Below are 24,529 nucleotides of genomic sequence, written 5' to 3' on the forward strand. Positions count from 1 at the left end.
CAGCGCTAGTCGGTGAAGAGGTGCGAGGGTTGCGATGTGGTTGAGTGGACGGATTCTGTGAATCTGAAAGCGTCAATCATGTGGTGAATTCCCGTGCGTTTTCGGTCAGGCATTGGTCTGGCGAGTCGATGTGGCAAAGCCGGTTCTGAAAGGAATTTTTGATCATGGAAATCACAGGCGCCGACCTCGTCGTGCGCTGTCTGGCCGAAGAGGGCGTCGAGCACGTCTTCGGGTATCCTGGCGGCGCGGTCCTCTACATCTACGACGCAATCTACAAACAAGACAACTTCCAACACATTTTGGTCCGTCATGAGCAGGCAGCTGTGCATGCGGCCGATGCGTATGCGCGATCCTCTCAAAAAGTAGGCGTGGCGTTGGTTACGAGTGGCCCAGGTGTCACTAACGCGGTAACCGGAATCGCAACCGCCTATATGGATTCGATTCCGATGGTAATTATCAGTGGGCAGGTGCCGACTCATGCCATCGGTGAAGACGCATTTCAGGAATGTGACACCGTGGGCATTACACGTCCGTGTGTAAAGCACAATTTCCTGGTGCGAGATATTAAAGATTTGGCAGAAACCATGCGTCGGGCGTTTTACATCGCACGCACTGGCCGTCCGGGTCCGGTTTTGGTTGATATCCCCAAGGACATCACAGTCGCCAAGACCAAATACACCCCGCCGCAAGGCGAGGTGGTGATGCGTTCGTACGCGCCCGTGGTTAAAGGCCATCAGGGACAGATCAAAAAAGCCATCCAGATGCTGGTTCAGGCAGAGCGTCCGATGATCTACACCGGCGGTGGTGTGATTCTTGCCGATGCGTCTGACGAGCTGGTACGTCTGGTTCGGATGATTGGTGCACCTTGCACCAACACACTGATGGGCTTGGGCGCATTCCCAAGCACTGATCGGCAATTTGTCGGTATGCCCGGTATGCACGGCACCTATGAAGCCAACATGGCAATGCAGAACTGCGACGTACTCTTGGCCATCGGTGCTCGATTTGATGACCGCGTGATCGGCAACCCCAAGCATTTTGCGCAAAATCCGCGCAAGATTATTCACGTTGACATCGATCCATCATCCATCTCCAAGCGCGTGAAAGTCGATGTACCGATCGTGGGTAACGTCAAGGACGTTCTGAATGAGCTGATTGCCCAATATGAGGTAGCCGCCAAGGACAATACGGCCCAACAAAAATCGCTGGCAGCCTGGTGGGAACAAGTTGAAGCTTGGCGCGGCCGCAATTGCCTGAGCTATATGCCATCAGACGAGGTTATCAAGCCGCAGTCTGTCGTTCAAAAGCTCTGGGAAGTTACAAAGGGCGATGCTTTCATCACCTCCGATGTTGGTCAGCACCAAATGTGGGCTGCTCAGTATTACGGCTTTGACAAGCCGCGTCGTTGGATCAACTCTGGCGGGTTGGGGACCATGGGCGTGGGTTTGCCATATGCCATGGGTGTGCAAATGGCTAATCCAGAAGCCACCGTTGCGTGCATCACTGGCGAGGGCTCGATTCAGATGAATATTCAGGAGCTCTCGACTTGTAAACAGTACCACCTCACCCCAAAGATTATCTGCTTGAACAATCGTTATCTGGGCATGGTGCGTCAGTGGCAACAGATTGATTATGGCTCGCGCTATTCAGAGTCTTATATGGATGCATTGCCGGACTTCAAAGGCTTGGTAGAGGCGTATGGGCATGTTGCTATGCGCATTGAGAAGCCGTCTGATGTGGAAGGTGCACTGAAAGAGGCCTTCGCTCTGAAAGATCGTCTAGTGTTTATGGACTTCATCACGGATCAGTCCGAGAATGTCTGGCCAATGGTCAAGGCAGGAAAGGGGCTGACCGAGATGCTGTTGGGTTCAGAGGAGTTGTGATCCATGCACATGAAACATGTCATCTCCGTCCTTATGGAAAACGAACCCGGTGCCTTGTCCCGTGTCGTAGGTTTGTTCTCAGCGCGTGGCTATAACATTGAGACACTGTCTGTCGCACCAACCGAAGACGCAACGTTGTCCCGTTTGACGCTGACTACGGCTGGATCGGAGGCTGTGCTTGAGCAAATCACCAAGCACTTGAACCGTCTGATTGAAGTCGTCAAGGTGGTGGACTTGACTGATGGTCCGCACATTGAGCGTGAGCTCATGCTCATCAAGGTGCGAGCTGTTGGTAAAGAGCGCGAGGAAATCAAGCGCATGGCGGACATTTTTCGTGGTCATATTGTGGATGTCACGGACAAGTCTTACACGATTGAGCTCACGGGTGATCAACAGAAGTTACAGGCTTTTATTGATGCGCTCGATCGCACTTCGATTCTGGAAACGGTTCGCACGGGCGCTTGTGGTGTTGGCCGCGGCGAGCGGGTCTTAAGGGTCTGATAGAGCTCGGTTGTTAATTGATCAACAAGTATTACCAATAACAAAAGATTGGAGTTTCGAATGAAGGTTTATTACGACAAGGATTGCGACCTTTCCCTCATCAAGGGTCGCACTGTAGCCATCATTGGTTACGGTTCACAGGGGCATGCTCACGCACTGAACTTGCATGAGTCGGGCGTCAAGGTTGTGGTTGGCCTGCGCAAGGGTGGGGCTTCCTGGTCCAAGGCAGAAAATGCTGGTTTGAAAGTCGCGGAAGTTGCAGAGGCTGTGAAGGCTGCAGATCTTGTCATGATGCTCTTGCCGGATGAGAATATCGCTGCCGTCTACAACGAACACGTGCATGCCAACATGAAGTCAGGAGCCGCCTTGGCGTTTGCGCACGGATTTAATGTTCATTACGGTCAGGTTGTGCCGCGTGAAGATATCGACGTGGTGATGGTTGCCCCCAAGGCGCCTGGCCACACCGTTCGTAGCACATATACTCAGGGCGGCGGGGTACCATCGTTGGTGGCTGTGCATCAGGACAAATCTGGTGCGGCACGTGATGTTGCTTTGTCATACGCTTGCGCAATCGGCACGGGTCGTGCCGGCATTATCGAAACCAACTTCCGCGAAGAGACTGAGACGGATCTTTTTGGTGAGCAGGCTGTGTTGTGTGGTGGCGCAGTTGAGTTGATCAAAGCAGGTTTCGATACGCTGGTTGAAGCGGGCTACGCTCCGGAGATGGCTTACTTCGAGTGTCTGCATGAACTCAAGCTCATTGTTGACCTCATCTATGAGGGTGGTATTGCCAACATGAACTACTCGATTTCGAACAACGCTGAATACGGTGAGTACGTCACGGGTCCGCGTGTTGTGACCGAGCAGACCCGTGAAGCCATGCGTCAGGCACTTAAGGACATCCAGACCGGTGAGTATGCAAAGAGTTTCATACTTGAGAACCAGGCTGGCGCTCCAACCTTGACTGCCCGTCGTCGTATCAATGCCGAGTCTCAAATTGAGCAGGTCGGCGCTCAACTGCGTGCCATGATGCCTTGGATTGCTGCAAACAAACTGGTCGACAAGAGCAAGAATTAAGAGCTTATTTGGTCCGTCATACGCTTTATGGCGGGTCAAATATGTTCTGGCAGTACGTGCGCCCTTAGCCTTAAGGGCGCTTTTTTTGGGTTAACCTTACGCCCACGATGACTAAATTCTCTTATCCTCACCCGATTATCGCTCGAGAAGGCTGGCCGTTTCTGGCCATCTCAGTGGTGATCGCTGTGCTCATGACCATTTGGGCTGGCTGGTGGTCCTTACCGTTTTGGGTTGCGAGCTTGTTCGTGCTGCAGTTTTTTCGTGACCCAGCGCGCGAGGGGACCACAGCGGCGAACGCTATTTTGAGCCCTGCCGATGGTCGTATTGTCATGATTGGCGAAGTTGACGATCCCTATGGTGAGCGTCGCGCATTGAAGATCAGCGTTTTTATGAATGTCTTTAATGTGCACAGCAATCGTTCGCCAGTTGATGCGGTGGTGCAAAAGGTTGAGTACTTTCCGGGAAAGTTTTTCAATGCTGCGCTAGATAAGGCGTCCCTGGAGAACGAACGCAACGCCATGGTGCTTCAAACGCCGCAGGGCCATATGGTGACCGCTGTACAGGTGGCTGGTCTGGTTGCCAAGCGCATTCTCTGCTATGCCAAGGTGGGTCAGACATTGTCGCGTGGGCAGCGATACGGTTTTATCCGCTTTGGATCGCGCGTTGATGTCTACCTGCCAATAGGCTCGAGCCCCCGTGTAGCCATCGGCGACAAAGTCAGCGCCACCACCACGGTGTTGGCCGAGTTGCCGCCGGCCCAGATCGCTGATTAAAGCTCATGGGACAGCAACCGACTCAAGACCCAAAGTTTCCTAATGAGGCTGAACGGCGTCGGCGAGGCATTTATTTGCTACCCAATGCATTGACCACGGCTGCCCTGTTTTCGGGGTTTTATGCAGTTGTGCAGGCGATGAACAGCCAATTTGAATTAGCGGCGATTGCTATATTCATCGCTTTGGTGCTAGATGGGCTTGATGGTCGAGTGGCTCGCCTGACCAATACCCAGTCTGCGTTTGGTGAGCAATACGACTCACTATCGGACATGACATCATTTGGTGTTGCACCGGCTTTGGTGGCCTATGAGTTTGCGCTCAGTGGGCTTGGACGCTGGGGATGGTTAGCAGCCTTTGTCTATGTGGCGGGTGCCGCCCTGCGTCTTGCCCGCTTTAATACCAACATTGGTGTAGTTGATAAGCGTTTCTTTCAAGGGTTGCCAAGTCCAGCCGCAGCTGCTCTTGTGGCGGGTTTTGTATGGCTGGTACAGGATAACCGCCTAAATCTTGGTGATGCGTGGCTTGCCTGGACTATGTTTGGCATCACAATATATGCGGGTTGTTCGATGGTGAGTAACGCGCCTTTTTACAGCGGGAAGTCATTTGCACTGACGCGTAGCGTGCCATTTTGGGTCATCTTGTTGGTCGTACTCGTGTTCGTATTTGTATCTAGTGATCCACCGATCGTCTTGTTCGGCCTTTTTATACTTTATGGTTTGTCGGGTTGGGCAATTTGGGCTTGGCATGTGCGCAAAGCAAAATTATCCAAGTTCAAGTCATCAAGTCATTGATATCTTTCCGACTCGGCTAGAAAAACCAAATATCGCCATACATATACATGGGGTCTGGCCCAGGATAGTGATTGACGACTATCTGTGTTGCTGGATCAAAAAATACGTACATCATTGAGTACCAGACATCGTATTGACGATATCGATACGACCAGACGACTTTTCTGACACCGGGCAGACCAACTTCATCGACATCGGCTGGCGGGCCAAAGGCGCAGCGTACGCGCTCTGGCGTCCAAGTGCCTTGACTGAGTCTTTCAAACGATTTGTCTTTCAATACAGGTTGCATGGACTGCACAATCCCGTCTGTTGTGACGACTGCAGCCCATGCCTGTTCACCGAACGGTTGAGATGTCCAAATGGCTCGGTTTGAGCCATCTGCGAGGTCACAAAAGGTAGTGGGCTTGCCGAATTTGGCAGTGACATCCGCGTAAGGAGTACCCGGCGCTACTTCGGCAATGTTGGCACAACCAACCAGCGCGGACAAAGGCAATAGCAGAGCGACTAACCTGTGCATGCTATCTACCCAACAATAAAAGGTTGTACTCGGGGTCTGGACCGGTGGTGTAGCCAACCATTTGGTTAGTGCTGCGGTCGAATGTCACGAACAACATGTCATATTCCTCGCTCTGACCGTAGAAACGATACTCCCAAACCATATGATTCGGCCTGTCTGCGAAGGTGCGCACCATGGCTGGTTGACCAAATTGGCAGCGGATGGATTGAGTATTCCATTGACCCTGATTCAGGACATTGAATGACTCTTTGGTCAGCACCTGTGTCACAGAAATTGCGTTTTCGTTTTTATCGAATACAACTGCCCAGGCAAACTCTCCCGAGGGCTGTTGGGTCCATACGACGCGGTGTGTGCCGTTTGGCTCAGAGCAAGTCACGGAAGGTTTTCCGTAGAGTTTGAGCGCCTCGTTATATGGGGTGCCTGGCTTGAGGTCAGCCACTGAGGCGCAGCCAGCAAGCGTGAGTGCTGCGACTGCGGTTGAAATAGGAAGGTAAGGGATGCGGGGCATGGCTTGGTTCCAGTTTGGAGTGGATATTGGTCAAACGCAAAGTAAGCTATAATTTACGGGCTAAGCGGTTGTTTTACAAATTATTTTGCATTCTTTTGTAGATCATAGGTATTGCTTAGAAAAGTCTTTTAATTGTTAACTCACGCGTAGGCACCTCGGCTTACGCGCCTGTTCGAAGAGGAAGTTATGTCTGTAGCTGATATTAATAAAGCGGAAATCGTTTCCGAATTCCAGCGTGCCCAAGGTGATACCGGTTCCCCAGAGGTTCAGGTTGCTTTGCTGACAGCCCGTATCAACGAGCTGACCGGGCACTTCAAAACCCACATGAAAGACCATCACTCCCGCCGTGGACTGTTGCGCATGGTGAGTCGTCGTCGTAAGTTGCTCGACTACCTGAAGGGGCGTAACCCCGATGCCTATCGTGCTTTGATTGAAAAGCTCGGTCTGCGCAAGTGATTGTTATTCGTGGGATGAAATCCCAAGATTGACCGTGATCGTTGTGGCATTTCGCTGCAACGTTCACGGTTTTTCATTTGCAAGGAATGTATCGCAATGTTCAATAAAGTGACTCAAACTTTCCAGTACGGTCAACACACCGTGACGCTGGAGACTGGTGAAATCGCACGGCAGGCATCAGGTGCCGTGGTGGTGTCAATCGAAGATACCGTGGTGCTAGCCACTGTGGTTGGCAATAAAAATGCCAAGCCCGGTCAAGATTTTTTTCCACTGACCGTAGACTACGTTGAAAAAACCTACGCCGCCGGCAAGATCCCTGGCGGTTTTTTTAAGCGTGAAGGTCGTATGTCCGAGAAAGAGACGCTGACCTCGCGTCTCATTGACCGGCCGTTGCGACCGCTATTCCCCGAAGGTTTCTACAACGAAGTGCAGGTCATTATCCATGTGCTGTCGGTCAACCCCGAGATTGACCCTGACATTGCTGGCATGATCGGTGCATCTGCCGCTTTGGCCATTTCTGGTATTCCCTTTAACGGCCCCATAGGTGCTGCGCGTGTTGGTTACGTTGATGGCCAGTACCTGTTGAATCCAACTGCAACTCAATTAAAGGCCTCCAAGCTTGATTTGGTGGTGGCGGGTACCCAGTCTGCCGTATTGATGGTGGAATCGGAAGCCCAAGAGCTTCCTGAAGATGTCATGCTCGGCGCTGTTGTGTTCGGTCACGAGCAGATGCAGGCGGCGATCAACGCAATCAACGAGTTGGTTCGTCAAGGCGGTAAACCAGAGTGGGATTGGCAGCCAGCCGCGAAAGACGAGGCGCTGATCGGCGCCGTGACTGCGTTGGCCAAAGAGCCGCTAAGCGCTGCCTATCAGGTTCGTCAAAAGCAGCAACGTACTACTCAGGTTCGCGAAGTGTACGCTGATGTAAAAGCAAAGCTGGCCGAACAGGCGCAAGCCAGTGGTCAAGCTGAGCCAGATAGCGTTGCGGTCGAGAACATTTTGCACGACCTTGAGTCGTCGATCGTGCGTCAACAGATTTTGAACGGTGAGCCGCGAATCGATGGTCGCGACACCCGTACGGTGCGCCCTATCGAAATCCGTTTGGGTGTATTGCCGCGAGCCCACGGCAGCGCTTTGTTCACCCGCGGTGAGACACAGGCTCTCGTTGTTGCGACCTTGGGCACCAAGCAAGATGAGCAGGTCATTGATGCCATCACAGGCGAGTACCGCGATAGATTTCTGATGCACTACAACATGCCGCCATTTGCTACGGGTGAGGCTGGCAGGTTTGGTGCGCCCAAACGCCGTGAGATTGGTCACGGTCGTCTAGCCAAGCGCTCCCTTGTACCCTTGTTACCTGAGCATTCAGATTTCCAATACACCATCCGACTGGTCTCTGAAATCACCGAGTCCAACGGCTCCTCGTCCATGGCATCGGTCTGTGGTGGCGCCTTGGCGATGATGGATGCCGGTGTGCCGCTCAAGGCTCATGTGGCGGGTGTCGCGATGGGTCTGATCCTCGAGAATGACAAGTTCGCTGTATTGACAGATATTCTGGGTGATGAAGATCACCTTGGTGATATGGACTTTAAAGTTGCTGGTACCGAAGCGGGCATTACAGCTTTGCAAATGGACATCAAAATCCAAGGCATCACCAAAGAAATCATGCAAGTCGCTTTGGCGCAGGCCCAGGAAGGCCGCTTGCATATCCTGGGCAAGATGCGAGCTGCTATCGATGGGTCGCGCCAAGAGCTTTCGGCCTTTGCACCACGCATGCTCAGCATGAAGATCAATCCCGAGAAGATTCGTGATGTGATCGGCAAGGGCGGTGCTACGATTCGCGCGCTGACCGAAGAGACCGGATGTCAGATAGACATTTCCGAAGATGGCACCATTGTGATTTCGAGTGCTGATCTGGACAAAGCCAAGGAAGCTGAGCGTCGTATATCCGAGTTGACCGCTGATGTTGAAGTCGGTCAGGTCTACGAGGGTAGTGTGCTGCGTTTGCTTGATTTCGGTGCAATCGTTCAGGTCTTGCCAGGCCGTGATGGTTTGCTGCATATCTCCGAGATTGCTAACTACCGCATCGCTAATATCAATGACGTGTTGAAGGTCGGTGAGACATTGCGCGTGAAAGTTATCGAAGCCGATGACAAAGGGCGTTTGCGCTTGTCAGTCAAGGCTATTGGTGGCATTGAAGAGCAGCGTCCAGAGTTGGCTCAACCAAAGCCGGCTGAAACTCCAGCTGAACCGGAAGCTTGATCCGGATCGAGCTTATAAAAACAAACGCCCCTGTAAGGGGCGTTTGTTTTAGGAGGATTAAGTCTTAGGCTTGGGCTTACTGCACCCATCACCGACTCACGGTGTTATTCAATATCCCACTAGCTTGTTCAATCGAAACAGCCGTTCACGTCTCAAGAAATCACCGATTGGAGCGGGATGTCTGCGATTAGTGACAACTAAGTCGTTGATGACTTGAATCAGGCTCTCGGTCAGGATGTCAGGTTTGGCTTCCCACCATTTGCTAAGTAACCGGTCTGGTTCCCACAGGTCTAGCCCTAAGCGTCTCAATTCGCTGCGGCTAAAGTCCTTGATGTTGATGGTCACAATGCCAGTGGGCTTTGTTGGGTTTGCCTGTCTGGCAAGCCACGCTGCCTGAATCACGTGCCAGTCTTTGTCATCACTGTATTTCAAGACGGGCAAGTCCATGGGTATATCGGACCACCGAGATACGTTTGCCGCTGTGAACCGGGTTTGCATGTCGTGCCATTCGCGCGCAAGCAATTCGGGATCGATATCCCAGATTCTAGCGGCATTGCGCCGCCACTCATGGCCGATACGGTCGGACCAGATCGGTTCAAACATGCCCTGTTGGGCCAGTTCGAGCAGCCAGGGTCGTAAGACCCCGGACATTAGCACACAAGCATCAAGAACAAGATAGGGCGGCATTGACGATATGTTTGGCGTTTACCCCAAAGAACTCACGAAGCGCGGCCCGGGTGTCACTGCGGCCAAAGCCATCGGTGCCTAGCGTGACGTAAGTTCTATTGGCAGGCATGTGTTGACGAATCGACTCTGGCACTGCACGCACATAATCACTAGCGGCAATGACCGGGCCATCATTATCGCCTAACATCTGCGCGACCCAGCCAGTTTGATCTCGGCACAGCTCACTCCAACTTGTCACGCTGTGAACGTTGACCAGATAGCCTTGCATGGCTAGCTCATCAGCTGCCTTGATGGCCTCGGTCAGAATGGCGCCAGAGGCCATCAAGTTGATGACTTTGTGCTTTGTTGATTTGTCTGAGCCAATTTGCTTGAATCGATAGCCACCTTTGAGAATGCTTTGGCGTTTCGAAGTGTCGATGGTGGGTTGAGCGTAGTTCTCGTTCATGGTGGTGATGTAATAAAAGACATCACGTTGTTGTTGAATCATCTCGCACATGCCTTGATCAATGATAATGGCAAGCTCGCCTGCAAAGGCAGGATCATAGGCTTTGCAATTGGGAATCGTGGCAGCTATTAGATGACTGGTACCGTCTTGATGCTGTAGGCCTTCACCGCCGAGTGTGGTGCGTCCTGATGTGGCACCGATCAGGAATCCGCGAGGGTTTTGATCAGCGGCCGCCCAGATTTGGTCACCGACTCTTTGAAAGCCAAACATGGAGTAGTAGATGTAAAAGGGTAAGGTCGCCAGACCATGCACGCTGTAGCTCGTGGCTGCAGCTGTCCAGCTTGCGATAGCACCCGCTTCCGAAATACCTTCCTCCAGGATTTGACCTTCCTTGGCTTCGTGGTAACTCAGGATAGAGCCAATATCCTCTGGCAAATAGCGTTGTCCCACTGATGAGTAAATGCCGACTTGTTTAAACAAGTTGGCCATGCCAAATGTTCTGGCCTCATCAGCCACAATCGGTACAATTCTGGGGCCAAGTGATTTGTCTTTAAGCAGATTACCCAGCATGCGCACAAATGCCATGGTGGTGCTCATTTCCTTGTTGTCTGCGACTATCGCAAAGTTACCCCAGCCAGTCATGTCAGGCGCCGGCACCGGCTCACAAGTGGTGTCGCGCTTGGGTAGATAGCCGCCGAGTGCTGCTCGCTGTTTGTGCAGGTACTGCATCTCGGCGCTGTCCGATGCTGGCTTATAGAATGTCAACGATGCTGCATCTTCGTCTGATAGAGGCAGGTTGAAGTGGTTGCGAAACGCAATCAAGTCATCGCGTTCGAGTTTTTTCTGGCTATGGGTTGTCATCTTGCCTTGGCCGGCTGCACCCATGCCATAGCCTTTTTTGGTTTGGGCAAGAATGACAGTGGGTTGGCCCTCATAGGCGACAGCTGCGGCATAAGCAGCATAGATTTTGACGATGTCGTGGCCGCCGCGCTTAAGCCTGTCGATCTGCTCGTCAGTCATGCCTTGGGCAAGCTTGGCTAATTTTGGGTTCTGACCAAAGAAATGTTCACGGTTGTAGTGACCGTCTTTGGCGGCAAATGTTTGCATCTGACCGTCCACGGTGTTGGCAAAGGCTTCTATCAGAGCGCTTTCTGTGTCGCGTGCAAACAAGCCGTCCCAGTCGCTGCCCCAAACCAGCTTAATTACGTTCCATCCAGCACCCTTGAACAGACGCTCAAGCTCATCAATAATGCGGCCATTACCGCGCACGGGACCATCGAGGCGCTGCAAATTGCAGTTCACGACCCAGACCAGATTGTCCAAGCCTTCGCGGGCTGCGAGGGTCAAGGCACTCATGGACTCGGGCTCGTCCATTTCGCCATCCCCAAAGATTCCCCACACCTTTCGTCCTGAGCAATCGAGCAGACCACGATGGGACAGGTAACGCATAAAGCGCGCCTGGTAAATCGATGTGATCGGGCCAATGCCCATGGAGCCGGTTGGAAACTGCCAGAAGTCTGGCATGAGCATCGGGTGTGGATAGCTGCACAGGCCGCGCGCACCTTTCGCTGGTGCGGTGATCTCCTGTCTGAAGTGCATCAGATCTGCTTCTGACAAGCGACCTTCAAGAAACGCACGGGCGTAGACACCGGGGGCGCTGTGCGGCTGAAAAAACACTAAATCGCCACGATGCTGACCTCGGCCTAAACCCGCGCGCGCATGAAAGAAGTGGTTAAAGCCTGTTTCGAACAGGTCTGCGCCACTGGCGTAACTGGCAATGTGCCCCCCAAGTTCACCATAAGCCTGATTAGCTCGAACCACCATGGCTAACGCATTCCAGCGCATGATCGAGGCTAGCCGCTCTTCAATCGCCAGGTCACCGGGAAATGATGGTTGGTCATTGACATCGATGGTGTTGACATACGGGGTGCAAAGTGCGGGCTGCCAGTGAAGGCGTTTAGCCTGAGCTATTCGGGCCAGTTCTTGCAACAGAAACTTGGCCCTTTCTGGACCAGAGGTCGCAATTACCGCTTCAAATGCGTCTTTCCATTCAGCTGTTTCGGTTGGATCGATGTCAGCGCCACGCACAAACCACTCGGTCAATCGGGGATCAATTGGGGCATTCATCTCGATAATGGTTAGTTATTGCAGTAGAAACATTCTAGATAGTCTGATACCGAATTTGGTTCTTTTTCAAAGTGTTTTTCTGATAAATTAAAAATAAAATTCGTTAAATAATATTTTTTTACAAATAAAATGAAGATCGATGGCATCGACCTAAAAATTTTGCAACAGTTGCAAGAAGACGGCAGCCTGGCCAACGTCGAGTTGGCCAGGCGTGTGCACTTAAGTCCTTCATCCTGTTTAAATCGGGTCAGGGCACTTGAAGCCAGTGGCGTCATTAATCGTTACGTAGCCATTGCCAGCCCCACTGCGCTTGGTCTGGATCTAAACGTATTTATCAGCATCAGTCTTAAAACTCAAAGCAAAGAGGCCTTGGCGGAGTTTGAGCAGCGCATTAGTGAGCACGATGAGGTCATGGAGTGTTATCTCATGACCGGCGACAGTGATTACCTAATTCGGGTGGCCGTTTCCAATATTGCTGCGCTCGAGAAATTTATCCTTGAGCAATTAACGCCAATCCCTGGCATTGAAAAAATTCGTTCAGGTTTTGCGCTTAAACAGGTGCGTTATAAGACGGCACTTCCCCTGCCAGCTATAGCGAGCAAAGTTAGCCGATAGCCGTTGATCACATCCCAATCAATAGAAAAAATATATTATATTTATTTATAAAATAAATAGGTTCTATTGATCCAGGTTAACCCGGCACTCGCACGGCCAGTGCTAATCTGCATCGGTCTAGTTACAACATGTAGGAGTAGTTCAAATGTCTCTCAGAATTAATGATGTCGCCCCGGATTTCACGACCGATTCCACCGCCGGTCAGTTGAAGTTTCATGAGTGGGTTGGCGACAGCTACGCCATCTTGTTCTCGCACCCCAAAGATTTCACGCCGGTTTGCACTACCGAGTTTGGGGCAGTAGCCCAATTGGCCCCCGAGTTCGAAAAGCGCAACACCAAGGTCATGGGCGTGTCAGTTGACAGTGTTGAAGAGCACAAGAAGTGGATCAAGGATATTGAGGCTGTGGCCGGTGCGCCAGCTAACTTCCCGATCATTGATGACCGTGACCTGCAAGTCTCCAAGCTATATGACATGCTGCCAGCAGATGCTTATTTGCCTGACGGTCGCACGCCTGCAGACAGTGCGACGGTGCGCACGGTGTTTATCATTGGCCCGGACAAGAAAATCCGTTTGATGATGATCTACCCGATGTCGGTAGGTCGCAACTTTGCGGAAATCCTGCGTGCGCTTGATGCTGTGCAGGCGACCGATGGTGTGCCAATCGCCACGCCTGCCAACTGGCAGCCTGGTCAGGATGTGATCGTAGCCTTGAGTTTGACCGACGAGCAGGCCAAAGAGAAGTTTGGCGATATTGATGTCAAACTGCCTTACCTGCGCTATGCCAAAGCACCGAAGTAATGCGGTTGCTTACCAAATAAAAAACGGCCCTAGGGCCGTTTTTTTTATGCTCTAAACCTGCTGGTGCCCAATGATGGGTTAGATGGCTTAACCGACTTGCCAAGTAAGCCTTGGGGTTTTGCAAATAGCGAGTAAGATTGATTCGCATTGCACTAGAATACAGTTATTCATATTCATTCAACTCGCAAAACAACCCAGGAGCTTGCTGCTTTGTCCTTTCAAATGCGTTCGATTCGCCTGTCATTTGGTGACACTGCAGTCATTAACGACCTCGATCTAGACGCTGGACCTGGGGAGATCATTTGTTTGTTGGGTCCTTCGGGTTGCGGCAAGACGACAACGTTGCGGGTGTTGGCTGGTCTTGAGCGGCCGGACTCGGGTTCGGTCGAGATCGATGGGCAGGTCGTCTGCGACCAGACAGTGGAGGTAGCACCCGAGTCGCGGCACATCGGCTATTTGTTTCAGGACTATGCGTTGTTTCCGCATTTGACAGTCGCCCAGAACGTGGGCTTTGGCATTGAGGGGCAGGCTAATGCAGCCCATGAGGTTCGAGCCTTGCTTGATCGTGTGCAAATGGGTCGATTCGCGCAGGCGATGCCGCACACACTGTCTGGCGGTCAGCAGCAAAGGGTTGCCTTGGCTCGTGCGTTGGCCAGAAAGCCTAAATTGCTATTGCTTGATGAGCCGTTTTCGGGGCTTGATACGGCTTTGAAGATCCAGTTACGCGAGAGCACGCACTCGCTACTGAAGGAAATTGGCACCAGCGCAGTGATTGTGACTCATGACGCTGAAGAAGCCATGTTCATGGCTGACCGCATTGCGCTCATGCGCGACGGACGCATCGTGCAGTTGGGCACACCCGCTGAGCTCTACAACCAGCCGGTCGATGAGTTCACTGCGCGGTTCCTAGGCGAAGTGATTGAGTTGCCAGGCCAAAGCAACGGTACCTTGACTGCCACGGTGGCAGGTGATTTCTCCAGTAACAAACCGCAACCAACTGGCTCAGTGAGCGTGTTGGTCAGGCCCGAGGACCTAGAGCTGACATCTGAAGATGGCCCCTACGTCATCGGTCATCGCCATTTCATTGGCTCGCACACGCTCGTTGACTTATTGGGGCAAGACGCTAACCTGCCTGATATTCAGTTGTCGGTGCCAACCGCCCAAGCCAATCGTCTTCAATGGGGCCAGCGTGTGTGCCCGAAGTCACGCCGCCATCAGCCATTGCTCATCATCAAATGAAGCTGCGATACCGTCCTAGTGCGGCCGCCTGGCTCGCGATTTTGATTGGGCTGACGCTGTCGTTGCCATTGATCAGCATCGTATTGAGCGTGTTCCAACAAGGGCAGGGCAATTGGCCTCATCTTGTGGAAACGGTATTGCCGAGATATGTCGTCAACAGCCTTTATCTGACCGCTGCCGTTGGCTTAGGCGTTGGGCTAATTGGCGTCGGCTGCGCCTGGTTGGTGGTGATGTGTCAGTTTCCAGGTCGCCGGTTGTTTGAGTGGGCATTGATATTGCCGCTGGCGATGCCGGCCTACGTGGTGGCCTATGCCTACACGGATGTATTGCAAAGCTCGGGGCCGGTGCAAGTTTGGTGGCGAGAAATGACTGGCCTGCGGTTTGGTGAATATTGGTTTCCACAAATTAGATCGCTCGGTGGCGCCATCACCGTGTTTATTTTTGTGCTTTATCCCTACGTTTACCTGTTGGCCAGAACAGCCTTCCTAGAGCAGTCAGTTGCTACTCTAGAGGCTTCGCGCATGCTCGGCAAAACCCCTTTGGGCGCCTTTCAAAAAATTGCATTGCCATTGGCCCGTCCGGCCATTGTCGTGGGAGTTTCGCTAGCGTTGATGGAAACGCTGGCTGACTTTGGTACGGTGTTTCATTTTGGGGTACAGACTTTTACGACTGGCATCTATCGGACATGGGCGAGTCTGGGCGACAAAGTCGCGGCCGCCCAGCTCTCAAGTGCTTTGTTGGCATTTGTGGCCATCTTGTTGGTACTTGAGCGCAGCAGTCGAGCGCGCGCTAAATATTACGAGTCACGTATTCGCTTTACGAGCCCCAAATCCTTTGAGCTAAAGGGCGTGCGCGCCTTTGGTGCTTTTATGGCGTGTGCGATTCCATTGGCGGGGGGATTTGTATTGCCGGTGCTCATGCTGCTCTACATGCATGTGTCGGCAGGACACGATCTGACCAATCCACGTTACTTGTCCATGATCGCCAACAGCACCATCTTGGCTGGCGTTGCAGCGTTGGTGGCTGTGCTGGTTTCCTTGTTCTTGGCGTTTGTGGCTCGCATTGAGCGTTCGCCCGCCACCTTGGCCGTGAACAAAATCGCATCGATGGGCTATGCGATCCCCGGTACCATGATTGCCATCGGTATTTTGTATCCAGTGGCATTTGCTGACAATTTCCTTAATCAAATCAGTCATGGCTTGTTTGGCCAAAGCATTGGCCTGGTTCTGACGGGCAGTTTTGCGGCCCTGATTCTGGCGTACATGGTCAGGTTCATGGCGGTGTCGCTAAATACCGTTAGTGCAAGTCTGGGAAAAATTACCCCCAATATGGAGGCCGCTGCTCGAACCCTCGGTAAAGGCCGATTGGCAACAGTCAGACAGATTCATGCGCCGCTTATTTCAGGCGGCTTGTTGACCGCAGCATTGATTGTGTTTGTGGATGTGATGAAGGAATTGCCAGCTACTTTGATTTTGCGGCCGTTTAATTTCGACACACTAGCGATCCAAGCGTATAACCTAGCCAAGGACGAGCGTCTGACACAGGCGGCAACGCCATCGCTTGTGATTGTCGCAGTGGGGCTGTTGCCGCTCATGATACTGAGCCGCCAAATCATGCGCTCTCGACGAATCGTTAAGCCTGAGCGGCATTTGTAGTGCCAGGCTTGCAGGTATTGACTGTTGTAATAAAGGGCGCCATTGGCGCCCTTTATCTAGTTGTCTGCTCTCTCTGTTTATTTCATCGACTGATTACTTAAAGCCAACACGATCGTAGATTTGCTGGGCCTCACGCTGGTTCTCACCATAGACCGATAGGTTGACCTTGTCGACTTTGAACTCGCCAAGTTTTGAAACTGACTCGGATAATTCAACCCCTTGCACCACCGGGTACTCATCATTGCCAGCCGAGAAGTACTCCTGAGCTTGATTGCTAGCCAGGTACTCCAAAAACTTGATGGCGTTTTCTCGGTTGGGGGCAGTTGCCACCACGCCGGCACCAGAAATGTTGACGTGTGTACCGCGGTCAGCTTGATTGGGAAATACCCAACCAATGTTTTTAATATCCGCTTCGCTTAAGCCTTTGACGGCAGTGCGCAAGGCGCGGGCAAAGTAGTAGGTATTAGCAATGGCAATTGCACATTCGCCAGACACAATCGCGCGCAATTGGTCGGTGTCACCGCCCTGAGGATCACGGGCTCGGTTGTCCCAGACGCCCTGCGCCCACTTTTGTGCGCCTTCAGAACCGGCAGCGTCAATAATCGATGCGAGCAGCGATAGCGAGTAAATGTTGCCAGCTGAACGCATGCACACTAAGCCTTTGAGTTTGGGGTCGGCAAGTGACTCATAGGTCTGGATATCCTTGGGGTCAACTTTGGTTTTGTCGTAAAAAATCACCCGGCCTCGTTGAGAAAACCCATACCAGTGACCGTCGGGGTGGCGAAGGTGCTCTGGGATTCGCTCAATTAGAACTTCCGATTCAACGGGCTGAAATAAACCCGCTTGATCGGCTCGCCAGAGACGGCCTGCATCGACCGTTAACAAGATGTCGGCTGGGCTGTTGGCACCCTCGGCTTTGATGCGCTCGATCAGTTTGTCTGCGCCATCCTCGATGCGATTGATTTTGATGCCGGTCTGTTCTTCAAAGTTGGCATACAGACGCTCATCGGTGTCGTAGTGCCGTGAGGAGTAGAGGTTGAGTTCACCAGCGGCATAGGCTTGCGAGGTGCCGAGCACCGCAATGGCAGTGATGGTTTTGATGAAATGCTTGATGTTCATGTCGTTTGCTTCGTCCTTTACTGAGCTTGGTTGCACGGGGAAGTTACTTCCATAAACGAATATTGACAGATTAGAAGTAAAAATGCAAATGCGACCCATTCGCAATACGATTTTTAGCTAAGCGACCAGTCAGACAGTGGCCAGCGGCGGAGAATTAGCCTGTGGGTTGCATTGTCAAGGGCTTGAAAGCCTGGGTTTGGTACTTTCAGGCTCCCACGGCCATTGAGTGCGAGCTTGGGAAAAAATTTTTCCCCACGCAAAATTTCACCACGGTGTCAGCAGGGCGCAACAGGGGCAATCCAGAAAAGCAGGTCAAACTGGTCTTGTGTTTTGCTTTCTAACAACGGGTCCATTTTGTTGCGGAGTTTGTACCGTTGATTGCGCCACCACTCGGACTGATCTCAAAAGTTGGGACAACCACCACTAAGCCATGGCTGTCGTCTTTGAGTTCAGCTTAGCAAGTTCGCCTGATGACCAATGCCATGCTAGTTCATCAGCGTATGTTGACCTAAACACCGTGTGCTGCTGGCACCTGCCAAATGTGCAAGCTTTTCCAATTGGCGAGAAAGCCCATGGCTATGACAGAAATCTCGTGTCTGTCAATCAGTTCCTTCAACCGAGTCCGCCAATGGTGATCTGGTGCGATTGCGTCCATGCAATACAGCAGCAAGACGAGTGTGTTGTAGAGTTTGCGAGAGCCCGAATTAAATTGGCTAGATAAGCACTGCGGTTTGTTACGTGGCAATAAAGGAGTGATAGTGAACTCACGGTTCCACAGTCGGCTGTGATGCGCACAGGTGTTCCGTACTAGTGAAAGATGACGTAGCCATGACTCTAGCACCTGCTCATCTAATCCGTAGGCATTTGCGATGGCACGTCGAGTAGGCATTGGTTTCAAGTTGTTGTACCAGCGCGAGAGCAGTCCCAAGGACATGACCTCGCACACGGCCCATATGGGCGGCAAGGACTCCTGATAGGTATTTTTTAGATGCTTGATGAAGGTCTCGTCCGAGCGATTAACTTCGCTACCCAGCTTATCAAGGTTCTGTTGCCATAGGTGATACTTGAAAGCTATCGATGCATCGAGGTGAGCATGTGTGCCGTGCCGATGTGCAATTTGATAAGCCCAGTGGCTGCGCACGGACACTTCAACTCGCTCAATGGCGTCAAGTACTAAAAGGCGCAGCTCACGGTCAAATACGTATAGGTTTAAAACCCGTTCGAACCTCGTGTTAGGTTGGAAACGGTGCGTTTTGTGGTCAGCCTCGAAGGGAAGCCAGTAGGCGCTAAGTCGATAATAATTGAGGTGTTCAAGGTAAAACTCGGCCGTGCCGAAGTCGGCGAACACCATGCCGCGCTCACGAAGTAACTCCACTTGTTGTGCATGGGTGATCGCAGGTTTACTGAATGGTGGTTTGGTCATTTGCGCGCTACGCTACTAGCTCTCTGTGAACTCAATGCGCCAAAAAAGTAACCCGCCGGTTTGAGGGTGCACTTTCGCGCATAGCCTTGGCGGGTTTTGTTAGTCAAATTGTACCTGTTAAGTACGTATCTTGGTGGTCAACACTACTGTTTTTTGCAGTGAATAACCGACTCAAGTTGGTCTAGTGGCTGCCGGGGTGTTTTTTAGGACGCCTGGTCCCAAATGGCGCCGCCTTTCGCATGCTCGAGAATACGGCCGTTTCGTTTCGACTCGCTCACAATATGCACGAACCTGCACCCGAGTTTAGTCTGCGATTTCGGTGCGCTTGTCTACACGAACTGTAGAGCAGAGACGTAGCACTTACCTATCGGTGATTACTCCTTTTCTGCCACAAGATCGCAACACTGATGCTTATCGCCTCAAGGTTCCCAAAAACCGTGGTGCCCGGAACCGGATTCAAAAGCCGCATGAATAAAGGCTTTGCGCGAGTTTGGGGAAACTTTTTTGTTCCCCATGCAAAATTTCACTTCGGTGTCAGCAGGGCGCAACAGGGGAAATCGGGAAACGCAGGTCGAACTGGTCTTACGTGCCAATTTTCAGGAGTGTTTATTGGAGTCCGCTTCTTACACGCGGGGAGATCTGAACACCGCTCAGTCTCTGCGGTTATTTCGCGACGTTTATGGCAGAGGCGATAAAGCATCGACTCGTACAGCAACCGCCTGGCAGGCAACCAACAAATCAGTGACGATTCGCTCGTCGACGTTTAAATCACCTTCATACTCACCGAGGTTGCGGATATTGTGACACTTATCAAGTACGCGCCAGATGGCAGGGCCAAGATCAAGCGTGTGAGGTAACAGCTGAAAGACCACATATCGGTTGCTGGAGCGATAGCCATGCCAGCGCAGCGCAGCAAGGCAAAAGGCATGCGCAGCGTTGTAAGCCAGATCGAAGCGGCTCTCGATAGACAGCGATTCGTTGAGTGCATCACGTAGCCGTGCGTGTCCCGATCGGATTAAACCCTCAAACTCCTGCTGGTCAGGCGGCTCGGCCCGCAACGGCTTATTGGCGCCGGTTAGGTTCTCAAACGCTGAGGTCACACTCTTCTCCTAGAATCCAAATCTTGGGTTGATCCATGACACGAGTCAGGAATGACTCGTGCTTGGCTATCCTGCTGTGAAACTCGTCTCGCGACAAAATTGTGGGGTTTACGGGACGTCCGAGGGTGGCGCGAGCATCTTCCAAGGCAGTGAAGAGTGCGCCGTAACTGAGATCATCCGCGATCACCATCAGGTCAATATCGCTGTCAGCTGTATCGGTCTTCTTAGCGACTGAACCATATACAAAAGCCGCTGCAATCTCATTGGACATTGCTTGCAATGCCTGTCGCAGTGGGTCAGCTAAACCCACCGTTTTCTGAATAATGGCACGTAGTTCAGTGAAAATAGGCGAGTTCGCATTGGCTTGGTAGTGCTTTTGGTTTCCCACCTGCTTCATCGAGATGAGCCCGCTGCCGGTGAGCGTTGCAAGTTCGCGCTGCACCGCACCAGATCCGCTATTTGCGAGCTTGATTAATTCGCTAGCGTAAAAGCTACGGTCAGGCTGCCCATACAAAATCCCTAGCACGCGCTGTTTGGTGCCGGGAAAGAGAGCGTCGGACAGGCTCTGCGGGGTGGGAATAGCTAGTTTCGTACCCATATTGGGTTTTATTATACCCATATTGGGTTTATGACGATTGGGCGACAGGAAGCACTTGGTTTTGGGGCTGCTCATCACAATGGAGTGTTGAGCTGATGCTTATTCACCTTTTCCGTTAGGGTGACGGTCGCCCCTCTCGTTTATTGGCAGATGTAATGGCTGTGCAAGCTGGTCTTGAGCCTTTGGATTACAGCTATTGGGAGGCTAACAAACACAACTACATTAGCGCGATCCACCAGGGCATGGCAATGAACTATGAACCGATGAAAGAATGTGTGAGGTTGGCTCTGCGTCAGAGTTCGACGGCAACTACATAGCCAACTTGATGTTCACAAAACGACGCTTGGTAGGATCTTTTAATTTTTGCTCGAGCGCTTGAACGTTTTGTCCGGTTTCAACAGCGGTAGAGCTAGCAACGGCAAGCCGAACCGAGGCAAGGCTTGGCTTCTTATGAGTCGAGATCGACTTTTTTCCTGATTCCATAAGAAAGAGTGTACCGAATATTTTGGATCCGGCGGTAATCCTATATCGAATCACCAGTTGCATCGGCTTAGCTTTGAGCGGCTCGTCCAGACCCACTACACTAGAGGTTAACTAAAAATACCAATAAAATCAAATGGTTGTCAACCGTGGTGCCCGGAACCGGATTCAAAAGGCCCATGGATAAAGGCTTTGCGTCGATTTGGGGAAATTAAATCGTTCCCCACGCAAAATTTCACTTCGGTGTCAGCAGGGTGCAACAGGGACAATCTGGAAAAGCAGGTCAGACTGGTCTTGTATGCCCGGTTTTGACATGGTGTCGAATTTGCCGTCACATCAGGGTGTCTTGACGTGGCCGGCCACCGCGCAGTCGACGCATGGTCTTTCTGAGGTTGTTCGATAAACAGTGGTTTGGGCACCGACTCACATTCACTATTTAGTTATCTAGGGTATACCCTAGGTCGTGCAAATGGCGTCTTCACGCTTATCTAGCCAAGTTTTCTGAGATTGCTCGACTAAACTGCACGTCCAAAAGGAGCAATGGTTATCTGTTTCGACTGGCAGGGTCTAGCGCAGAGTTTGAGTCTGTTCACGATCGCTAAAGGCTGCAGTGAAAAGTCTTTATCACAGTGAATCAACAGTGGCATGAGTTAGAACGTTTATTAAGTGATTTACTCCAATTGGTCCTAAGGCACACGGCCTCACGTTGAGAGCGGTCGACGTGTGATTCAAGTGCAGACTTAGTCGCAGGTTCGGCGCCATCTGATGGGGCTTAAGCAAAACGGTTTTTTAAGGGCTGACAATGGAGCGGATTGGGTCTTGGTCGTGTCAGAACAGATGATCTCTGAGCTTTGCTATAGTCAAATTTAAGGACTCGGTGTATGAGCAAGAGGATAGATAAGGTCTCGCCTCGGATTGAAGACCGCATCGTCATTTTCCAAGAAAAGACGATCCGCCGTACCTGGCACAAGAACGAATGGTGGTTCTCGATTCAGGATGTGGTCACTGTGCTGACCAGTAGCACGAATCCTGCTGACTACATCAAGAAAATGCGCTTGCGTGACAAGCAGTTATCTCAAGGGTGGGGACAATTTGTCACCCCCCTTCGGTTAGAAACCGAGGGCGGTATTCAGCGCGCTAACTGCGCCAATACAGAGGGCATTTTCCGAATTATCCAGTCCATTCCCTCGCCTAAGGCTGAGCCTTTCAAGCTGTGGTTGGCTCAGGTCGGCTACGAGCGTGTTAAGGAAATTGAAGACCCGGAACTGGCCAGTGCTCGGGCGCGTGAGCTCTACGAATCCAAGGGCTATCCCAAGGACTGGATCGAGAAGCGCATGCGATCCATCGCTGTTCGAGGTGCACTCACTGACGAGTGGAGGGTGCGCGGCGTCGCCGAGGGGCGCGAATATTCCATCCTTACTGCTGAAATCGCCCGCGCAACATTCGGAGTTAACCCTAGCGAACACAAAAAGCTCAAGGGGTTAGAGCAGGCAAAGGCTGCCAACCTGCGTGACCATATGACCGACTTGGAATTGATCTTCACCATGCTCGGCGAGGCTAGCACCACCGAGATTGCTAAGCGCAAGGATGCTCAGGGTTTCCAAGAGAATCGTAGTGCGGCTCGAGAAGGCGGCACGGTGGCCGGAAATGCGCGTAAGGAACTTGAGAACAAGTCGGGCAGGCCAGTAGTCAGCTCTGAAAGTTACCTTGGTGAGTCTCAAGATGCTAGAACTGAGGCAGCAATCATGGTTTCTAAGACGAAAACGGCTGGAGTCCGTAAGCGCCAAAGCAACAAGAGTGGTTCCCGGAAGGGATGACTGATCTAGCCGTGGTGCCCGGAACCGGATTCAAAAGCCGCATGAATAAAGGTTTTGCGCGAGTTTGGGGAAATTTTTTTGTTCCCCACGCAAAATTTCGCTTCGGTGTCAGCAGGAGGCAACAGGGACAACCGGGAAAAGTAGGTCGGACTGGTCTCGTATGCCCATTTTTGACATGGTCTCGATTTTGGCGGCACATTGGCGCCATCAATTCTTGCAGTAGATAGTTGGCTCACTGTGGATGTCGTTAAGAACGCACCTAGCTATGACTTTGTAATCATGAGTTTTCAGGTTTTGGGGTAGACGATCGCCCAAACATATCTTGCTAATAATTAGTAGGATCGTGCTAATATTTGGCTTATGTCACTTAAAGACTCACTGTTTACTGACAGCCAAGCCAAAGTCTATGCGTGGATATTTGGCCAGCCTGATCGCAGCTACCATCTAAGCGAGTTGACTAGGCTAACAGGCCTTGCGAGCGCATCGCTACAGCGCGAAGTTAATCGGATGGCGCGAGCCGGGCTCGTGACATCTGAAATGGTCGGTAACCAGCGCCGTATTTCTGCAAACAGGCTAAGCCCGGTTTTCGAGGAGCTATATCAACTCACTCGCAAGTCAATGGGTGCAGAACCCTTGCTTCGTGAGGCACTGCGCCCGCTGTCTGACAAGATCTCTCTTGCCCTGATTTATGGCTCGGTCGCGAAAGGTAGCGATACGTCCGCAAGTGACATTGACCTTTTGATCGTCAGCGACACGGTTGGTCTCGGTGATATTCTCGAGCACTGTCACAATGCCGAGACTCAGCTTGGCCGAAAGGTCAACCCTAACTGTTACACCTTGGCGGAGTTCAATAATCGCCGTCAGGAATCGGACTCTTTTGTGGAGCGCGTGCTGACCCAACCCGTTATTGTTTTATTTGGAGAACTGCATGCCAATTACAGCACTCGCGAACCTTGAAAAAATTGGTCAGTTAAAGCCTGAAAAATCCAACAGCGCTGAGATCGAGCGAATGGTGAGCCTTGCACGCCAGCGACTGCAAGACGCCTCGCATCCAGACCTTTCAATGGAGGGGCGGTTTTCCAGCGTGTACAACGCGATTCGCTCAGCTGCGCTTGCAGCACTTCGTTGGCATGGTTACCGCAGCGAAAACCGCTATTTAGTGTTCCAGTCGCTCCAACACACACTGCAATGGCCATCCACAAAATGGCGGGTCATCGACCACGCACATCGCAAACGAAACCTCGCTGAATACGAGGGATTCCTAGAGATTGAGGAATCTTCCATCGTGGAGCTTCGAGAGCTTGCAGCATCACTAATTGAGGACGTGGCGCACCTGACTGGCAGGCCAACTTCCAACTAAAACCGGATCGTAGCCAAACCTTTACCCCATGTGGTTGAGGTTGGTCTTTGACTTCGGCTTTGTACCGATTTAAATCCAAATGCCTCTCAGGATTCGGCAAAAAATATATTGAAATCAACAACCGTGGTGCCCGGAACCGGAATCGAACCGGTACGACCGTTTTAGGGTCGGCAGATTTTAAGTCTGCTGTGTCTACCAATTTCACCACCCGGGCGCCGATCGTCATTCTACGCTATCTTGGAAGATGTGTTTTTTGGTGGCCGAACACCGTAAAACTTGTTCTGGATCAAATTTGAG

General features: G+C 51.8%; 22 protein-coding genes and 1 tRNA gene. 14 read left to right on the forward strand and 9 right to left on the reverse strand.

Going from position 1 to position 24,529, the window contains the following annotated elements:
* Nucleotides 1-164 precede the first annotated feature (164 nt).
* The 5 genes from DHf2319_RS03590 to pssA all read left to right on the forward strand — a co-directional run bounded on the left by DHf2319_RS03590 (nt 165) and on the right by pssA (nt 5,025).
* The gene (locus DHf2319_RS03590) at nt 165-1,883 is read left to right on the forward strand and encodes an acetolactate synthase 3 catalytic subunit (protein WP_243479428.1); all 1,719 of its coding nucleotides are present in this window, start codon (nt 165-167) and stop codon (nt 1,881-1,883) included.
* 9 nt (nt 1,884-1,892) lie between these two features.
* Nucleotides 1,893-2,384 carry an acetolactate synthase small subunit gene (gene ilvN, locus DHf2319_RS03595; protein ID WP_243479981.1) on the forward strand — a complete coding sequence of 164 codons (492 nt, stop codon included), beginning with the start codon at nt 1,893-1,895 and terminating at the stop codon, nt 2,382-2,384.
* Nucleotides 2,385-2,444: 60 nt separating this feature from the next.
* Nucleotides 2,445-3,461, forward strand: coding sequence for a ketol-acid reductoisomerase (ilvC, locus tag DHf2319_RS03600; RefSeq protein ID WP_243479429.1), 1,017 nt, complete (start codon nt 2,445-2,447; stop codon nt 3,459-3,461).
* Nucleotides 3,462-3,568: 107 nt separating this feature from the next.
* Nucleotides 3,569-4,234 carry a phosphatidylserine decarboxylase gene (locus DHf2319_RS03605; RefSeq protein WP_243479430.1) on the forward strand — a complete coding sequence of 222 codons (666 nt, stop codon included), beginning with the start codon at nt 3,569-3,571 and terminating at the stop codon, nt 4,232-4,234.
* Nucleotides 4,235-4,239: 5 nt separating this feature from the next.
* Nucleotides 4,240-5,025 carry a CDP-diacylglycerol--serine O-phosphatidyltransferase gene (pssA, locus tag DHf2319_RS03610; protein ID WP_243479431.1) on the forward strand — a complete coding sequence of 262 codons (786 nt, stop codon included), beginning with the start codon at nt 4,240-4,242 and terminating at the stop codon, nt 5,023-5,025.
* A 16-nt stretch (nt 5,026-5,041) separates the two neighbouring features.
* Here pssA and DHf2319_RS03615 read toward each other — a convergent pair whose 3' ends face one another.
* Nucleotides 5,042-5,542, reverse strand: a complete 501-nt coding sequence (locus DHf2319_RS03615) for a hypothetical protein (RefSeq protein ID WP_243479432.1) — start codon at nt 5,540-5,542, stop codon at nt 5,042-5,044.
* A gap of 1 nt (nt 5,543) precedes the next feature.
* Nucleotides 5,544-6,050 carry a hypothetical protein gene (locus DHf2319_RS03620; protein ID WP_243479433.1) on the reverse strand — a complete coding sequence of 169 codons (507 nt, stop codon included), beginning with the start codon at nt 6,048-6,050 and terminating at the stop codon, nt 5,544-5,546.
* Nucleotides 6,051-6,236: 186 nt separating this feature from the next.
* On the opposite strand from DHf2319_RS03620, the gene rpsO reads away from it, so the two are divergent.
* Nucleotides 6,237-6,506: a 30S ribosomal protein S15 gene (gene rpsO, locus DHf2319_RS03625; RefSeq protein WP_243479434.1), complete on the forward strand. Its 270-nt coding sequence runs from the start codon at nt 6,237-6,239 to the stop codon at nt 6,504-6,506.
* 96 nt (nt 6,507-6,602) lie between these two features.
* Nucleotides 6,603-8,768 (forward strand): polyribonucleotide nucleotidyltransferase, encoded by a 2,166-nt coding sequence (gene pnp, locus DHf2319_RS03630; protein WP_243479435.1) that lies wholly within the window; start codon nt 6,603-6,605, stop codon nt 8,766-8,768.
* Between the two features lie 108 nt (nt 8,769-8,876).
* On the opposite strand, the gene DHf2319_RS03635 is transcribed toward pnp, so the two are convergent.
* Nucleotides 8,877-9,419, reverse strand: a complete 543-nt coding sequence (locus tag DHf2319_RS03635) for a PIN domain-containing protein (protein ID WP_243479436.1) — start codon at nt 9,417-9,419, stop codon at nt 8,877-8,879.
* A 13-nt stretch (nt 9,420-9,432) separates the two neighbouring features.
* On the reverse strand, nt 9,433-12,027 hold the full coding sequence (gene mdeB / locus DHf2319_RS03640; RefSeq protein WP_243479437.1) for an alpha-ketoglutarate dehydrogenase: 2,595 nt from the start codon (nt 12,025-12,027) through the stop codon (nt 9,433-9,435).
* 129 nt (nt 12,028-12,156) lie between these two features.
* Between mdeB and DHf2319_RS03645 the strand changes: the two genes are divergently transcribed.
* The 4 genes from DHf2319_RS03645 to DHf2319_RS03660 all read left to right on the forward strand — a co-directional run bounded on the left by DHf2319_RS03645 (nt 12,157) and on the right by DHf2319_RS03660 (nt 16,335).
* Nucleotides 12,157-12,642: an Lrp/AsnC family transcriptional regulator gene (locus DHf2319_RS03645; RefSeq protein ID WP_243479438.1), complete on the forward strand. Its 486-nt coding sequence runs from the start codon at nt 12,157-12,159 to the stop codon at nt 12,640-12,642.
* Nucleotides 12,643-12,787: 145 nt separating this feature from the next.
* Nucleotides 12,788-13,441 carry a peroxiredoxin gene (locus tag DHf2319_RS03650; protein ID WP_243479439.1) on the forward strand — a complete coding sequence of 218 codons (654 nt, stop codon included), beginning with the start codon at nt 12,788-12,790 and terminating at the stop codon, nt 13,439-13,441.
* Nucleotides 13,442-13,663: 222 nt separating this feature from the next.
* Nucleotides 13,664-14,680 (forward strand): ABC transporter ATP-binding protein, encoded by a 1,017-nt coding sequence (locus tag DHf2319_RS03655; protein ID WP_243479440.1) that lies wholly within the window; start codon nt 13,664-13,666, stop codon nt 14,678-14,680.
* Complete coding sequence (locus DHf2319_RS03660) at nt 14,677-16,335, forward strand: ABC transporter permease (protein ID WP_243479441.1); 1,659 nt, start codon at nt 14,677-14,679, stop codon at nt 16,333-16,335. Before DHf2319_RS03655 ends, DHf2319_RS03660 begins: the two co-directional genes overlap by 4 nt.
* A 93-nt stretch (nt 16,336-16,428) precedes the next feature.
* On the opposite strand, the gene DHf2319_RS03665 is transcribed toward DHf2319_RS03660, so the two are convergent.
* From DHf2319_RS03665 to DHf2319_RS03680, 4 genes are all read right to left on the reverse strand, one after another.
* Nucleotides 16,429-17,448: a Fe(3+) ABC transporter substrate-binding protein gene (locus tag DHf2319_RS03665; RefSeq protein WP_369810235.1), complete on the reverse strand. Its 1,020-nt coding sequence runs from the start codon at nt 17,446-17,448 to the stop codon at nt 16,429-16,431.
* Between the two features lie 514 nt (nt 17,449-17,962).
* The gene (locus DHf2319_RS03670; RefSeq protein ID WP_243479443.1) at nt 17,963-18,877 is read right to left on the reverse strand and encodes an Abi family protein; all 915 of its coding nucleotides are present in this window, start codon (nt 18,875-18,877) and stop codon (nt 17,963-17,965) included.
* 677 nt (nt 18,878-19,554) lie between these two features.
* Nucleotides 19,555-19,977 (reverse strand): hypothetical protein, encoded by a 423-nt coding sequence (locus tag DHf2319_RS03675; RefSeq protein ID WP_243479444.1) that lies wholly within the window; start codon nt 19,975-19,977, stop codon nt 19,555-19,557.
* A complete protein-coding gene (locus DHf2319_RS03680) occupies nt 19,961-20,575 on the reverse strand; it encodes a nucleotidyltransferase domain-containing protein (RefSeq protein ID WP_243479445.1) in 615 nt (204 codons plus the stop codon). The genes DHf2319_RS03675 and DHf2319_RS03680 overlap by 17 nt, the downstream gene beginning before the upstream one ends.
* 1,361 nt (nt 20,576-21,936) lie before the next feature.
* Here DHf2319_RS03680 and DHf2319_RS03685 point away from each other — a divergent pair.
* The 3 genes from DHf2319_RS03685 to DHf2319_RS03695 all read left to right on the forward strand — a co-directional run bounded on the left by DHf2319_RS03685 (nt 21,937) and on the right by DHf2319_RS03695 (nt 24,232).
* Entirely contained in the window at nt 21,937-22,872 is a 936-nt protein-coding gene (locus tag DHf2319_RS03685) for a BRO-N domain-containing protein (protein ID WP_243479446.1), read from the forward strand.
* Nucleotides 22,873-23,232: 360 nt separating this feature from the next.
* Nucleotides 23,233-23,829: a nucleotidyltransferase domain-containing protein gene (locus DHf2319_RS03690; protein WP_243479447.1), complete on the forward strand. Its 597-nt coding sequence runs from the start codon at nt 23,233-23,235 to the stop codon at nt 23,827-23,829.
* Nucleotides 23,801-24,232, forward strand: a complete 432-nt coding sequence (locus DHf2319_RS03695; protein ID WP_243479448.1) for a hypothetical protein — start codon at nt 23,801-23,803, stop codon at nt 24,230-24,232. The genes DHf2319_RS03690 and DHf2319_RS03695 overlap by 29 nt, the downstream gene beginning before the upstream one ends.
* A gap of 124 nt (nt 24,233-24,356) precedes the next feature.
* On the opposite strand, the gene DHf2319_RS03700 is transcribed toward DHf2319_RS03695, so the two are convergent.
* Nucleotides 24,357-24,446, reverse strand: a tRNA-Leu gene (locus tag DHf2319_RS03700).
* Between the last annotated feature and the right edge of the window lie 83 nt (nt 24,447-24,529).

Source organism: Orrella daihaiensis, from assembly GCF_022811525.1.
GTDB lineage: Bacteria > Pseudomonadota > Gammaproteobacteria > Burkholderiales > Burkholderiaceae_B > Algicoccus > Algicoccus daihaiensis.